Genomic DNA, 15675 nt, shown 5'->3' with positions numbered 1-15675 from the left:
TCTCCCCTTGGAGAGGGGTTGGGGGTGAGGCCTTCACCCTTTGGAGAGGGGTCGGGGGTGAGGCTTTCACCTTTTGGAGAGGGCTTAGGGGGGAGGCCTTGTCAACCAACAACGCATATCATCCCCTCTCCCCTTGGAGAGGGGTTGGGGGTGAGGCTTTTCCCTTTCTGAGAGGGGCCGGGGGTGAGGCTTTCACCCTTTGGAGAGGGGTTGGGGGTGAGGCTTCCACCTTTTGGAGAGAGGTTGGCGGTGAGGCTTTTGTCAATTTATCAGCATAAATTTTAACATTATGAGTGCCATTTTCGTCACCAATCGCCAACCTCGCCGCAAAAAATCGATTCTCGCGAGAGTTTATCTTGGGGCAAAAACGAGTTAATCCACGAATGCAGCAAAATGAATATTTATTGCAAACAACAGCCATTAGCACCAGATTTGGGGCTATTTTTGGCAAAATATGGTGCAATATGCCGCTAAATGCAGTGCGTTTTGATGCAAAATACAATGCGTTTTGGTGCAAAATACAGTGCGTTTTGGTGCAAAACGCAGGGTAAAATGGTGCTAAATGCAGCGTAAAATGGTGCAAAACATGAAACAAAAAGTATAAAAATACACTGTAACGGTATAAACAAAACCCGTCCGACCCATGAAAAATACGGCCAAAATGAACAAAATGGCCGTTAAAAAGTGGAGTTTTAGGGGTTAAATGTAGGTAATTGGGGCTTAAAAAATACGAGCCGGCAACCAAAATAGAAAGGCAAAAGGGTGCAAAATGCAGGTTATTTTCTCAAAAGCAGACATATCGGGAGACGTGAAAGACTAGAAAAAGTGTCCTTTTACCCATTTTACGACCTACTTTTTCGCTAGAACGGAATGAAAAATAAAGCCGTATTGTAAAATAAAAGATAACAATTTAAGTTTTTAAGTTGATGGGATTGTGAGTTGATAAGTGCTTTGAGTTTGTGAGTTTGAGAGTTTTTAGTTGAAGAGTTGAAGAGTTGATGAGTTGATGAGTTGATGAGTTGGTGAGTTGAAGAGTTGATGAGCTTGTGAACTTATGAGCTTATGAGCTTATGACCTTGCAAACCTGTGAACCTATGAACTTATGAACTTGTCAACTTGTCAATTCGTCAACTTTTCTACTCGGCAATCTGTCAACTCGTCAACTTGTCTACTCGGCAATTCGTCAACTCGTCAACTTGTTAACTTGTCAACTCGTCAACTTATGATTTTAAGCCATCACACGTGGCGTGTTAAGCAACACGGAGACAAAGAACATGCCGCAAGGGCTTTTGCAAAATGTTCGTTATCGCGCAACTTACATATATAATGAACAGACGAAACGCTCCGAAAAGCATTAAATGGGCGCCTTTAAGCACCAAAAAACAACCCAAATGTAAAAATATCGCCCCATTCACGCATTTTCTTTTCAAAAAGTTTGGCGTTTAAAAGATGTTTTCATAAATTTGCGAAACCTTGCATAGTGTCACCCAAAAGGCGGCAAAGCTAGACAAACTCTATTTAAATGTATAGAAGACCACGCCCTCTGCACCAAGACTCGGATGAACGGCAACAGGTCAAATCCAATTGCTAGATGCAAACCCATGCGTGAAATACGGAGAAGAACACCCCGAAACGCTTGAATTAAGACTATTTCGCATGCCTATAAACATTTGTATGGGCGGTAGGAAGAACCTGATTTGAAACAAAATAGTAGTAATTTAAAACGTAAGTATTATGATCAAAAGGCTAATCTTATTCCTGACATGCCTATTCCTCACGGCAGGAATGGCACTGGCGCAAACGCGCGTGGGGGGAGTAGTCGTGGCTTTGCCAGACAACGAACCCGTGGTGGGAGCCTCGGTAAAAGTGGTGGGCACCACCAACGGCACCGTTACCGACATCGACGGAAAGTTCTCACTCTCCGTTCCCGCTAATGCCCAACTAGAATTTTCGTATATCGGCATGAAGAGCAAGGTGCTTACAGCAAAAGCCAACATGCGCGTTGAACTGGAAAGCGTAGACAATACCATCGACGAGGTGATGGTGGTGGCGTTCGGTACGCAAAAGAAATCGGCCTTTACTGGTTCGGCTGCTGTGGTTTCTTCCAAAGACCTTGCAAAGCGCGTTTCAACAAACGTAAGCTCTACGCTTGCCGGAACAGTGGCCGGATTTCAGATGCGTGAGGCATCGGGAGAACCTGGCGCAGACAATGGAAAGATGAACATCCGTGGCATATCCTCGCTAGAAGCCAAGACCGACCCATTAATCATTGTTGACGGTGCGCCTTATCCCGGATCGTTGAGCAACATTCCCCAACAAGACATTGAAAGCGTAACCGTGCTGAAAGATGCAGCAAGTGCCGCCCTTTATGGTGCGCGCGGTGCATCGGGTGTGATTCTGATTACCACCAAGCGCGGCAACACCAGCGAAGCCGTGGTTACGGTAGACATGAAGTGGGGTAGCAACAGCAGGGCCATTCAAGATTACGACGTGATTAAAGACCCAGGGCAATACTATGAAACATACTATGGCATGCTACGCAACAAGTACTTCTACACCGACGGGATGAGTGCAGATGCTGCCCATGCGAGAGCCAATAAGGAAATGCTTGCCCAATTGGGCTACAATGTATATACCGTGCCAACAGGCGAACAGCTTATTGGAACCGACGGCAAACTAAATCCCAAGGCCACGCTTGGCCGTTCGTACAAAACGGCCGACGGTGAAACATATTATATGACTCCAGACGACTGGACGAAAGAGGCTTACCGAAACTCGTTCAGGCAAGACTATAACGTGAGCGTAAGCGGCGGCAACACCCGTTCGTCGTTCTTCGCTAGCGCAGGATACCTGAAAGACAATGGCGTGATTCTTTACTCGGACTACGAACGTTACACCGCACGCTTAAAGGCAGACTATCAAGCAAAGAAGTGGTTAAAGCTGGGCGGAAATGTTGACTATGTGCATTCTAGCAAGAACCAAAATCCCAACATGGACGACGAGCTCAAATCCTCCAACTTGTTGTATTTCACCTCCATGATTGCGCCTATTTATCCGCTCTACGTGCGTACGCTCGACGCAAACGGCAACCCCGTTATACGCACCGACAAGAATGGAAATCCGCATTACGACTATGGTGTACCAGGAAGCAACTTTGTAGAGAATGCACCGCGTGCTTTCTCCTCACAGGGCAACCCACTTGGTGCAAACAGATACAACCAAAAGAACTTCTTGGTAAACCAATTTAATGGCACATTCAATGTTGATGTTATTTTCACCGACTGGTTGAAGTTTAATGCCACAAGCAACTTGAACTTTCAACACATAACCCGTTCAGACTACGACAACAGCCTGTATGGCTCGAAGGTGAACGTAAACGGCGAACTTACGAAGTTCCAATACTATTACCTGCGCACAAACAACGTGCAAACCTTGGACTTCCACAAGACCTTTGGCGACCATGATGTAAATGTGCTGGCCGGACACGAGTATTTCAACGAACAGCTGCGCTACCTCAACGCCACTGCAACAGGCGGTTTCTCGCCAAACATTTTAGAGTTAGACGCTTTCGCCACAAAATCGAACAGCCGTTCGTACGGCGAGCGTTACAATGTGGAAGGTTGGTTTAGCCGCGTGCTTTACAACTATAAGGAAAAGTATTACGGCTCGCTGTCTTATCGTAGAGACGCCTCGTCGCGCTTTAAGAAGGAAAACCGCTGGGGCAACTTCTGGTCTGTTGGCGGCGCATGGAATATCGAGAAAGAAAGTTTCTTTAACGTGCCGTGGGTTAACCACTTGAAGTTGAAGGTGTCGTTGGGCCAACAAGGCAACGATGCGCTGGGCAACAACTGGTATTTTGCAGACCAATACACGCTCTCTAAATCTTCGGCCACGACTATGGCTCCGTCATTTAGATTACCTGGCAACCCCGAACTTACATGGGAAACCACTACCAACCTAAACGTTGGCTTGGAGTTTTCGCTGTTAAAGAACTTCTTGCAGGGTAGCGTGGATGTTTATAGCAAAAAGATTTCGGACATGCTTTTCTGGCTTTCGCTACCCGAACTGTCAGGAACGCGTGGATATTATGGCAATATTGGAGACATGCGTAACAGCGGTGTAGAGGTTACGCTTACCGTTACGCCCATACGTACGCGCGACATCACTTGGAGCATAACGGGCATGTTGGCCCACAATGCTACCAAGATTTTGAAATTGCCGCGGCAAAAAACACAAGACTATGGAGGCTATGTGGACAATGGCACTGGACACGAATGCTGGTACGAGGTGGGGAAACCCCTATATAACATGTTGCTGCCAGAGTATGCAGGCGTAAACGAACACGGACAAGCCTTGTACTATGTAGACACCGATGTGGCTGTTAAAGACCGCGGTTCGTTCCCCAACAAGAAACGCAATGGCACAACCACGAACATCTCTGAGGCATCGTTCTACGAGCAAGGCTCGGTAATGCCAAAGGCATCGGGCGGATTTAGCACAACAGTAGAGGCTTATGGGTTTGATGCCACTGTTGCGTTCGACTATCAGTTGGGCGGAAAGGTGTACGATTCCAGATATGCAGCCTTGATGAACCCTGTTGAGTCTCAGGCTTCCGGTTCTAATTTCCATAAGGATGTGCTCAAATCGTGGACGCCAAACAACACCGCAAGCAACATCCCACGTTTCCAGTATGGCGAAAACTATTCAGCTAAAAGCTCCAACAGATGGCTTACCAACGCCACGTACCTCAACTTCCAGTCGTTTACAGTGGGCTACACCTTGCCCAAAACGTTTACCAATAAGTATAAAATCTCTACACTGCGTGTATATGTAGCAGGAGAAAACCTCTGTTTCTGGTCGGCTCGTAAAGGATTCGACCCTCGCTACTCGTTCGACGGCAACAAGTCGGTGGGCTCTTACTCGCCAACGCGTAACATCACGGGTGGACTACAAGTGACATTCTGATTTAGACCTAATTTTAAAGAATATTGTTTATGAAACATATAGCAGTAAAACTGATAGCCTCTTTTTGGGCATGCGCATTGCTCTCAGGATGTATTGAAGAAGTGGATCCGCAGGGCAGAACTATAACGGGAAAACAGTTGGGCGAAGCACCAAACGCCTTCGAGAAGGCTGTGGATGCAACAACATCCACACTCGTGGGGCAATTCTATTATAGACCAACAGCTACTTTTGTGTTTGATGCAGGCTACCCATGTTTCTTCTTGGAGCGCGACGCCATGGGGCAAGACATTGCCGTGGTGGGTAAGAACAACCAGTACGATTCCTGGTACTCGGTGAGCGAGGTGCTTGGACCAGGTTATGCGGTTTGCCAATTGCCTTGGACCTATTATTCGAAGTGGCTAAAGAATTGCAACATCGTTATTGGGATGGCGGGCGAGAACCCCGAACCAGCTCGACGTACAGGCGCAGGCATCGCTCGTGCCATGAGAGCCATGTTCTACATGGACATAGCACGCATGTATGCAGCAGAGCCTTACTCGCTAAACAAAAAGGCAGAAACAACGCCTTTGGTAACGGAGAAAACAACGAACGAGGACTTGTATAACAACCCACGCAAAAGCAATGAGGAAATGTGGGCGTTTATCTTGTCGGACTTGGATAAGGCAGAAGAATTGCTGAAAGGGTATGTGCGCCCTGACATACGGACACCGGACGTGAGTGTGGTTTATGGACTGAAAGCACGCGCATACTTGGAAACACAAGATTGGGCGAACGCTGAGAAATATGCGAAATTGGCGCAAGAAAAGTACACAATGATGGACGAGGCGGCATATACCAGCAAAGAACTCGGCTTTAATTCGCCTAATAAGGCGTGGATGTTTGGCGTAAAGTATAATGAGGAAGACCCAAATATCCGCTTGAACGACGCAGACTCGTCTTGGGGGTCGGTGATGCTGAACGAGAGTTTGTCGGGCTGCGGCTACGCATCGAACTACGGCGGACTGATGAACATCGACCGACATCTGTTTGAAACCATCCCCACTACCGACTGGCGCCGCAAGGTGTTCGTGGATTTTGCCTTAGACGACCTTTCGGAAGACGCTCAAAGAGAGGCTCTGCGCACTTATGCGTATAAAGAAGACGTGAAGTATTGCAAGCAAATTATGGCTAGTGCGGCTGCAGCGCAGCTTAATGTGGGCGGCATCCAACTGAAATTTAGAAACGCAGGGGGAGTAGCAGGCCGTGAAAATCAACACGTAGGTTTTGCCGTTTGGGCTCCACTGATGCGCGTAGAAGAGATGAAACTCATTGAGATCGAGGCTGTGGGCATGCAAGATGAGGGCAAAGGCATCGCACTGCTTACTGAATTTGCCAAGACACGCGACCCGAATTTCGTGTACGGCAAGCATAATGAGGCATACGGAAACACGGCTACCTCTGCTTTCCAAAATGAAGTTTGGTGGCAACGCCGAGTTGAATTGTGGGGAGAGGGCTTTGCAACCTTCGACATAAAGCGACTTAACAAGGGTATCATACGTAACTATCCTCGTACCAATCATACGGCGGGCTATCGCTGGAACACCACCGCTTATCCTAAGTGGATGAACCTCTGTATCATCGAAACGGAACTTAGATATAACAGAGCTTGCACGAATAACGACATCCCTATGCACCCCCAAAAGGATTCGGAAGAACACCAGTTCTGATGACAACAGCGGGAAGGCGTATTTTCAAAGCACGCCTATTATATAATGTAATAAACTAAACGAAGTATTTACAATGAAACATAATATTATCAATTATGCATGGGCTTTGTTGGGCTTGGCTTTCATGGCTGCATGTGCTGACGAACAAGGTTCTGAACCTGGAAACGACAACACCGCCGTGGCTACGATATACCAACTTGACGCCAAAGATCCACTAAACCCCGATAACGACATGCTTTTGCGTGTGGCTACCAACAGCAAAACTGATGCAGTTTACTACGCAAGCATACCTAAGGCCGAGTTTGAAACAAAGATGCAGCAGGGAGGTGAAGAGGCTATTAAGGACTTTGTGATTGCAAGCGGAACGAAAGTGAAAGATTTGTCGGGCGGCGCGGTGGCTGATGTTGCCGTTGAAGGCATGACAGGAGAATATAAAGTGGCAGTAGTGGCCACGGGCGCAGGTGCCAGAACGCTTAAAGTGTTCGACTTCACTGGATTGTCATGGAGTGATATGGCTAAGGGAACTTATACTTTCGCGCTTGTGTCGTTCGGTGAGAACAAGGTAAAGGTTATAAAAGACGTTGTATTGCAGAAATGTGAGAACCGGGAAGGGCTTTACCGACTAAATAAGGTTTATAACGGTAAAAGCAACATTAAGTTCACCCTGTTGAATGCTAAGCAAGACGATTATCAATTTGTTGCCGTTTCGACACAAGCCACCGCTCTGAACGGCGTTTATATTCGCGACCTTGCCACAAAAGAAAACAACCAAGCATTTGCAACAGACCCGGAGAAAGGTTGCAAGCTATACAAGGACAATAAAGTGACGCTGGTTTTAAATTACTTTACCGCAAAAAAAGACTATGGTGCTGTTGTTGAGACATTCGTTCCTAACCCATAGCACTGGCACATTGGCTTGTAGTGCTTGTTAGACTGCACAGCTTTCCGATTAAACATCAGGCGGACTTAACGCTCCTTTTGTGAGAGAACGTTGAGTCCGCCTTTGTGTGTAAATTCAGTTCATCCGTTTTATGATTTCTCGGTGCTGTATGGCCGTAAGTATAGCTTGTCAATTTACTTGGTGCAAAGGCCTAAGCACCAGCTTAGCCCACCTTTCTCTCTCCTCTTATTAGATGATGTTCTTGTGTATTCTAGCTGGTAAGAATTTATATTTACGGCCGTGTGCAAATGAAAGGACGAGTAATGGGACTTGTTTTGAAGACAGTTAGCGACTTTACGGCCGAATTGTGTTTGGTAACGACCCTCGTAATGGGACTTGTTTTGAAGACAGTTGGCGGCTGAGGTACACATTAATTCTTTGCTCCACCCCATATTTTTTATTTCGTTGCTTTCTTTTTTCACGATTATTGCGTATCTTTGTCGCATAAAAAACCAAAGTATGTTGACGTTAAAAAGATACACGCTACTAAAAGATCTAGTATTACTAACTATCGCCATGTTCATCGGCAGCTTGGGATGGGCCATCTTCCTGCTTCCGAATCACATCACCACGGGTGGCATACCAGGCTTGGCATCCATTCTTTACTGGGGTTGGAACATTCCGGTGCAAGTTACTTTCTTGGGCGTAAACGCCCTATTGTTGCTCATTGCCTTAAAGGTGCTGGGCTGGCAGTTCTGTCTTAAAACGCTCTATGCGGCTGTGATGTTCACGCTTTTCAGCGCATTGGGGCAGCATTGGATGGAAGGCTCCACGCTTTTGCAAGGCCAACCCTTCATGGCCATCGTGCTGGGTGCGGCCAGTTTGGGCAGCACCGTGGGGCTGGGACTGGCCAGCAATGCCTCAACTGGCGGCACCGACGTGGTGGCGGCCATGATTAACAAGTATCACGACATTTCACTTGGCAAACTCATTTTGCTGGTAGACATTTCTATTGTCACGGCCAGCTACGTGGCCTTGCGCAATTGGGAGGAAGTGATTTACGGCTACGTATTCCTCTTTATCTTCTCCATCTGCGTAGATAAGGTGGTGAACATGATGCACCAGTCGGTGCAGTTCTTCATCATCTCCGACAAGTACGAGCAGATAGGGCGTGCCATCAATGTAAATGCGCAACGCGGTTGCACCACCATCAGCGGGCATGGCTTTTATTCGGGGCGCGAGGTGAAGATGCTCTTTGTTCTGGCTCGCCAAACGGAGTCGGGCAAGATATTTTCCATCATCAACGAGATAGACCCCGCCGCCTTTGTTTCGCAGAGTTCGGTAATTGGCGTTTACGGTTTGGGTTTCGACAAGTTCAAGGCCAAACGTAAGAAGAACAAGATGATGAAAGAACAAGCCGAGCGACTGGGCGTTGACGTGTCGCCCGACGAGAACCTTACGACAAAAGCGTAAAACATTAAACACAGACTCTTATATATAATAGGACTTTCCCTTGAACACGAACATGTGGCTAGCCCTTGCTTAACACCGATAAAGATATGGATCAGAAACAACCCGTTCCCTTTGAAATGGACTTGAAACCCGAAGTTGCTTCGGGCGTGTACTCTAACTTTGTGCTAATCTCGCATTCGCCAAGCGATTTCATTCTCGATTTCGCTCGCATTCTGCCTGGCATGCCTAAGCCCGAAGTGGCTAGTCGCATCATCATGGCGCCCGAACATGCCAAACGTTTGCTCATGGCCTTGCAAGAAAACATCTTTAAATACGAACAAGAGTTCGGCAAAATCCAGTTGCCCCACGAAGGTTCTCGCACCATCGCCCCATTTAACGTGGGCGGGAACGGCGAGGCCTAAAAGGTAAAAAGCGAGTTGGATCAGTCGGACTAGTCGGACCAATCGGACATGTCGGACCTGTCAGACCAGTCAGACCAGTCAGACCAGTCAGACCTGTCGGACCTGTCCGACCTGTCCGACCAGTCCGACTGGTCCGACTTTTCTCTCTTCCCCTCTTCCCCTCACAATTCACTATTACTTCCTTTTTAATCATATCAAATTCCTAAAAAAGAGTTATAATCAAGAAAAATGCAAAAAAAGCGATGAAACACAATGCCAATTTAGAAATTTTCGTTTATCTTTGCATTATGGAAGTTCGCCACACACCTTAACAAGTATGTTTTCTTGCGGCAGACAACCTCTAACAAGGCGGGGGCAAGCCAGCTAAACGAAAACAACATGTTGCAGTCGCGATGTGGCACAACCCTTTATGGCGGGCACATCACCCCATTAAGACTTTAATTACTAGTGTCACACAACATAAACTTATAACAGAATTTATCAATAACTTAAACTTTTACATTATGGACATTATTGGAAATTACAAAAACGTCTTAACTAAGAAGTATTCAGACTTTAAAGGCCGTGCCGGCCGTACAGAGTATTGGCTATTCGTGCTCGTTAACGTTGCAATTAGTATTGTTTATCAGATTCTCGTCTCAGTATCAGGAGACAGCGCAACAGCGAGATTAGTCATTTCAGCCATCTTTGGCCTGTTTTACCTGGCGATATTGGTTCCGGGCTTAGCAATAAGCGTTCGCCGCATGCACGACATCGGTAAGGGTGGAGAATGGTTTTTCATTAACTTCATACCTGTCATCGGTGGGATTTGGTTCCTCGTTCTTTGCATCAAAGAAGGTGAACCCACCGCCAACCGCTTTGGCGAACCACAACCCTAAATAAGATTCTACATTAGCAAATAGCCTCTTCCTCTGCCCCAAAGCAACTGCAATGGGTAAAGGGGAAGAGGCTTTGCGCTTTTTAGCATGTATCCGCAAGGAAGCCATGCGCCCCACTCCACTATTTAATCTTTTTCGCTCGATAGGAAACATGTGCCTAACATGTGCAACAGTGTTTTTATGGAGCGGCTGATTAGGAGAAGAAAGCTGTTTTTGGAGATTAAGCACCAACCCGGTCGTTAGAGCAATTATTTCAGGTTGTTCCCATCGTTTCCTATTCATCTTTCGTTTGTTTGTCGGCATCTTGCAAGCCTTATTCGCTTGACCTAGCCTGCTACGCCTTCATGTATAAGACTGGCAAGATGCCGACAATCAAACAAAATCAGCATTGGCTCTAACTGCTGATTGGACTAAAACAACAACCTATACGCCTTATATTTGGGCCGCAAAAGAAAGCCTGCACCTAGGTGGCTTTTATGATATAACCACACTGGGCGCAGGCAAATTCATGAAGGTAAATTTGTTTGGGCGTGACTTGCGTTTGTGGCTAGCCACACCTCATAAGGCTGTTAAGGCATAAAGGCCATGTCTTGCAGTATCTCGCTGAGCGTGGGGTGCGTGTGAACGATTTCGCCTAGCTGCGTGAGCGTGGCGCCAAAATTCATCAACACAGCCACCTCTTGTGCAATGAAAGCTGCATTTTCGCCATAGAGATGACAGCCAAGGATGCGGTCTTGCTCGTCGGTCATCAGTTTAATCATGCCTTCGGTGGCGTTCCCTGCGTTGGCTTTTCCGTTAGAACGATAGTAGCCCTTACGGCATTTGTAGGCCACGCCTTGCTCCTTGCATTGGTCTTCGCTCAATCCCACACTTCCCACTTCGGGATGTGTGAAGATGGCAGCAGGCACAACATTGAACAAAATGCGGTCTGTATGCCCCACAATGTGGTTAACGGCCCTGAAACCTTGGAACGTTGCGGCATGCGCCAGCATCTGTTTGCCGTTCACATCGCCAATGGCATACACGCCTGGAACATTGGTTTGCATGTTGTCGTCGGTGGTTATGCCAGCCTTTGTGTAGCTGATGTCGGTGTTTTCCAAGCCCAGTGCGTCGACGTTTGCCGCACGCCCAGTGGCCATCAGCACCAGTTCGGCATCGGCGAAAGCCTCTTTGCCCTTCTTCTGATAATGCACGCGCAGGGCATTGTCCTCCGTTTGTTCAATCTTTGTTACGCCCGATTGCAGCGCAAACTGCACACCGCGTTGTTCCAACTGCTTGCGAAGTCGTTTGGCGATGTCGCTATCAAGTGCGGGAAGGCACTCTTTCAGAAACTCAACCACCATTACTTCGCAGCCAAAACTGCGGTAGATGCTGGCAAATTCCATACCGATAACACCCGCACCGATGATGCAAAGACTGCGTGGAACGTGGTCGAGGCAGAGCAGTTCGGTAGAGGTAATCACGCCTTTAAGCTGCGCACCCTCTACGGGCAGCACCTTTGCCGACGACCCTGAGGCGATGATGATGTTGTCGGCAGTGTATTCCTCGCCGTTTGCCACAAGCGTTTTGTTGGCCGTAAACCGCGCCTCGCCCCTTACGAAAGTAATTCCTGGCATCGACATCAGCTGTTCAACGCCTTGTCGAAGTTTCTCGGTAATTTCTTCCTTGCGGGCAACCACGGCCTGCATGTCGATATCGAAAGCCGCATCTTTAATGGCAACGCCATATTGTGCTGCCTCCCTAACGGTGTCGGCCACCTCTGCATGCTTGCAAAGTGTCTTCGTTGGGATGCAACCACTGTTAAGGCAAGTGCCGCCAGGTTGGTCTTTCTCGAACACGGCCACCTGCAAACCCTTGCGTGCCGCATACTCGGCAGTGCGATAACCGCCAGGTCCGCTGCCGATAATCAAGATATCAAACTTGTTCATCAATGCTTTGTTTATAGGTGGTTATGGGGTGTTTGGCTGCCAAAACGTCGTCTACACGACCAACGGGCGTGTTCAATGGCGCGTCTTTCAGTCGTTGCGGATTGTGTTCGGCTTCGTTTGCAATGTTCCTCATCACCTCTATAAAGCCGTCGATGGTGGCTTTGCTCTCCGTCTCGGTAGGCTCTATCATCATGGCCTCGTGGAAAAGCAAGGGGAAATAGATGGTGGGCGCATGGTAACCATAGTCTAGCAAGGCCTTGGCCACATCCATCGTGCGTATGCCCGTGTCCTTATTTTTAAGGCCATCGAACACAAATTCGTGCTTGCACAGCCCCTCAATAGGCAGGTCGTACACATCTTTGAGCGACTCTTTAATGTAGTTGGCGTTGAGTGTAGCCAGTTTTCCCACATTTTTAAGATTTTCTTTGCCCAGCGTTAGGATGTAGGTGTAGGCGCGCATCAGCACGGCGAAGTTGCCGAAGAAAGTGCCTAGGTTCATCGTTGGCGCATCGGGAGCGAAACCAAAGGGGTTTTGTACAATCTCGTAACGGTCGCCGTTGCGCACTACATGGGGCGAAGGCAGGAACTGTTCCAAGCCTTTACGCACGCCAACAGGGCCAGCACCGGGGCCGCCACCGCCGTGAGGGGTAGAGAAAGTCTTGTGTAGGTTGATGTGCATCACGTCGAAACCCATGTCGCCAGGGCGGCATTCGCCCAGCAAGGGGTTAAGGTTGGCGCCATCATAGTACATCAAGCCACCGCAATCGTGTACCATCTTGGTAATGGCAGGTATGTCTTTCTCGAACAATCCCAAGGTGTTGGGGTTGGTCATCATCATCGCAGCCACGTCGTCGCCCAGCAATTGTTTCAGGTGTTCGGTGTCAACGGTGCCTTCGGGCGTGCTTTTCACCTCCACAACATCCAGTCCGCACACGGCGGCCGATGCGGGATTGGTGCCGTGAGCCGAGTCGGGAACAATCACCTTGGTGCGTTTCGTGTCGTTGTTTGCCTGATGGTAGGCACGAATAATCATCAAACCCGTAAGTTCGCCCTGCGCGCCGGCAAAGGGATTAAGGGTAAACTCGTGCAAACCCGATATTTCGGAGAGTGCCTTTTGCAGTCCGTACAGGGCGGCCAACGCGCCTTGGCAGGTGTCGGCAGGCTGTGCCGGGTGCAGATTGGCGAAGGCCGGCATGGCTGCAACCTCTTCGTTGATAACGGGATTGTATTTCATTGTGCAGCTGCCCAATGGGTAAAAACCGTTGTCTACGCCGAAGTTGTTGCCGCTGTGGTTGGTGTAATGCCTCACCACGGTCACTTCGTCGCATTCGGGAAGTTGCGCATCGCTGCCCCTTTTCAGTTCGTTGGCTATTGGATGTTTCCCGAAAGGGTTGTTTGGCAAGTGAAAGCCGCGGCATCCAGGCCGCGAAAGCTCGAATATCAAGTTGCCATATAATTTGTTGTTCATCTTGTTTCGGGGTTTATTGGGTTACTAAACTAACCAAAAGGTCAACTTCTTCCTTGGTTCTTTTCTCTGTAACGGCTAGCATCAGCATGTCGTCGGCCATTTTAATTCCGCCCAGAATGCCGTTGTCCAGCAAGCGTTGTTGCAGTTGGTCGAGGTCGCCGCCAACATACTTTACGCAAAACTCGTTGAAGAAAGGCTGGTTGAACGCAGGCTTAAACTTACCCGATTGGATGAGCTTTTCGTAGAGATAGTGTGCCCCGTCTACCGACATTTGTGCGGCCTCTTTCAGTCCTTCTTTGCCCATTACACTGAGATAGATGGTTACCCACAAAGCCATAAGGCTCTGGTTAGAACAGATATTCGACGTGGCCTTTTCGCGACGGATGTGTTGTTCGCGTGCTTGTAGGGTGAGCACAAAGGCTCGTTGCCCGCGATTGTCTTTTGTTTGGCCCACAATACGCCCTGGCATTTTGCGCATCAGTTTCTCGGTACAACAGAGATAACCCACCGATGGACCGCCGAATTGCATGGGTATGCCCAACGATTGGCCATCGCCCACGGCTATGTCTGCCCCCAGTTCGCCTGGCGATTTCAGCAAGGCGAGGTCGGCTGCCACGCTGTTCATCACGAAAAGTGCCTTTTGTTGGTGGCAATCGTCGGCAAAGCCGTCGTAGTTTTCAATGATGCCGTACTTGTTGGGCTGCTGAACAATCATGCCAGCCACACCGCCTTGTTGCAATTTTTCTTGCATGGCGGTGCGCGATGTGGCGCCGTCTTCGGCAGGAACCACCTCTATTTGCACATTTTGGAAGTGCGTATAGGTGCGTATCACGGCCAAAATCTTATCGTCTACGGTTTCTGAAACCAACACCTTATTGGCCTTCTTGCCCGATGCCACGGCCATGATGGCGGCTTCGGCAGTGGCTGTGCTGCCATCGTACATCGAGGCATTGGCGATGGGCAGGCCGGTAAGTTCGGCCATCATGCTCTGAAACTCGAAGATGTAATGCAGCGTGCCTTGTGATATTTCGGCCTGATAGGGGGTGTAACTGGTGAGAAACTCGGAGCGCGAAACGATGTATGGCACGACAGACGGCGTGTAATGGTCGTACACGCCGCCGCCGGCAAACACCGTCAGCTGCTTGTTTTGCTTGCCCAAGTTGCCAAAGAGGTTTCTTATTTCTATTTCGCTCTTTGCACTGGGCAGGTCGTAGTCGCGTCGGAAGCGTATTTCTTCGGGCACCTCTGCAAAGAGCGCGTCTAGCGAAGGCACACCAATCTTATCAAGCATCAGCTTGATGTCTTCTTCCGTATGCGGAAAAAATTTGTATTGCATAGCGTTAGGATTGTTTGGGCTTACTTATTGCAGAACGCCTCGTAGGCTTTGGCGTCCATCAGGTTGTCCAATTCGGTTGTGTCGGCCAGTTTCACCTTCATAATCCAGTTTGCAAATGCGTCCTTATTAATCAGTTCGGGTTCGTCTTCCAGTGCCTCGTTGGTTTCTACCACCACGCCGCTAACGGGCGAAGTGAGGTCGCTGGCAGCCTTAACGCTTTCTACTGCGCCGAAGTCTTCGCCTGCTTCAATCTCGTCGTCCACTTCGGGCAGGTCTACATAAACCACGTTGCCCAATGCGTTTTGCGCATAGTCGGTGATGCCGATGTATGCAAACTCTCCTTCTACACGTACATATTCGTGCGACTCGCTATAATAGAGTCCTTCTATAAATTTAGCCATAGTGTTGTATTTTAAGTTTTTTAGTTACTGAGTTGTTGGTTAAGGGTTATGGAGTTAAAGGAGTTAAGGGGTTAAGGAGTTAAGTTGTATGCTTGATTGCAGAGTGGACGGCAATCCTTGTCAATTCGTTAACTTGGAAACTTGTCGACTGGTAAACTTGTAGACTTATCGACTTGTCCACTGGCAAACTCGTCAACAAACAAAACATACCCCTCCCCTCTCCCCTTGGAGAGGGGTTG

At 48.4% G+C, this 15675-nt stretch carries 10 protein-coding genes; 6 read left to right on the top strand and 4 right to left on the bottom strand.

The window, feature by feature from the left end; genetic code table 11:
• The first annotated feature begins 1734 nt into the window (after positions 1–1734).
• From HMPREF2955_RS04480 to HMPREF2955_RS14985, 6 genes are all read left to right on the top strand, one after another.
• Positions 1735–4965, top strand: a complete 3231-nt coding sequence (locus HMPREF2955_RS04480; RefSeq protein WP_246830065.1) for a SusC/RagA family TonB-linked outer membrane protein — start codon at positions 1735–1737, stop codon at positions 4963–4965.
• A gap of 29 nt (positions 4966–4994) precedes the next feature.
• Complete coding sequence (locus HMPREF2955_RS04475) at positions 4995–6671, top strand: RagB/SusD family nutrient uptake outer membrane protein (RefSeq protein WP_070721391.1); 1677 nt, start codon at positions 4995–4997, stop codon at positions 6669–6671.
• Positions 6672–6744: 73 nt separating this feature from the next.
• Positions 6745–7572: a hypothetical protein gene (locus tag HMPREF2955_RS04470; RefSeq protein WP_070721390.1), complete on the top strand. Its 828-nt coding sequence runs from the start codon at positions 6745–6747 to the stop codon at positions 7570–7572.
• Between the two features lie 498 nt (positions 7573–8070).
• Positions 8071–9024, top strand: a complete 954-nt coding sequence (locus HMPREF2955_RS04465; protein ID WP_083317624.1) for a YitT family protein — start codon at positions 8071–8073, stop codon at positions 9022–9024.
• 86 nt (positions 9025–9110) lie between these two features.
• Positions 9111–9425 (top strand): DUF3467 domain-containing protein, encoded by a 315-nt coding sequence (locus HMPREF2955_RS04460; RefSeq protein WP_009231237.1) that lies wholly within the window; start codon positions 9111–9113, stop codon positions 9423–9425.
• Positions 9426–9928: 503 nt separating this feature from the next.
• Positions 9929–10303, top strand: coding sequence for a DUF805 domain-containing protein (locus HMPREF2955_RS14985; protein ID WP_083317625.1), 375 nt, complete (start codon positions 9929–9931; stop codon positions 10301–10303).
• Positions 10304–10872: 569 nt separating this feature from the next.
• On the opposite strand, the gene lpdA is transcribed toward HMPREF2955_RS14985, so the two are convergent.
• From lpdA to gcvH, 4 genes are read right to left on the bottom strand one after another with little or no spacing between them, the layout of a single operon-like run.
• Complete coding sequence (lpdA, locus tag HMPREF2955_RS04445; RefSeq protein WP_070721414.1) at positions 10873–12231, bottom strand: dihydrolipoyl dehydrogenase; 1359 nt, start codon at positions 12229–12231, stop codon at positions 10873–10875.
• Complete coding sequence (gene gcvPB, locus HMPREF2955_RS04440) at positions 12218–13699, bottom strand: aminomethyl-transferring glycine dehydrogenase subunit GcvPB (RefSeq protein ID WP_070721384.1); 1482 nt, start codon at positions 13697–13699, stop codon at positions 12218–12220. The genes lpdA and gcvPB overlap by 14 nt, the downstream gene beginning before the upstream one ends.
• 13 nt (positions 13700–13712) lie before the next feature.
• Positions 13713–15035 (bottom strand): aminomethyl-transferring glycine dehydrogenase subunit GcvPA, encoded by a 1323-nt coding sequence (gcvPA, locus tag HMPREF2955_RS04435; RefSeq protein ID WP_070721382.1) that lies wholly within the window; start codon positions 15033–15035, stop codon positions 13713–13715.
• Positions 15036–15055: 20 nt separating this feature from the next.
• Positions 15056–15436: a glycine cleavage system protein GcvH gene (gene gcvH / locus HMPREF2955_RS04430; protein WP_070721380.1), complete on the bottom strand. Its 381-nt coding sequence runs from the start codon at positions 15434–15436 to the stop codon at positions 15056–15058.
• Positions 15437–15675: the final 239 nt, after the last annotated feature.

It is taken from the genome of Prevotella sp. HMSC073D09 (assembly GCF_001814145.1).
Classification (GTDB): domain Bacteria; phylum Bacteroidota; class Bacteroidia; order Bacteroidales; family Bacteroidaceae; genus Prevotella; species Prevotella conceptionensis.
The sequence above is the reverse complement of the archived record's forward strand: the minus strand, read 5'-3'. Positions and strand labels throughout refer to the sequence as shown.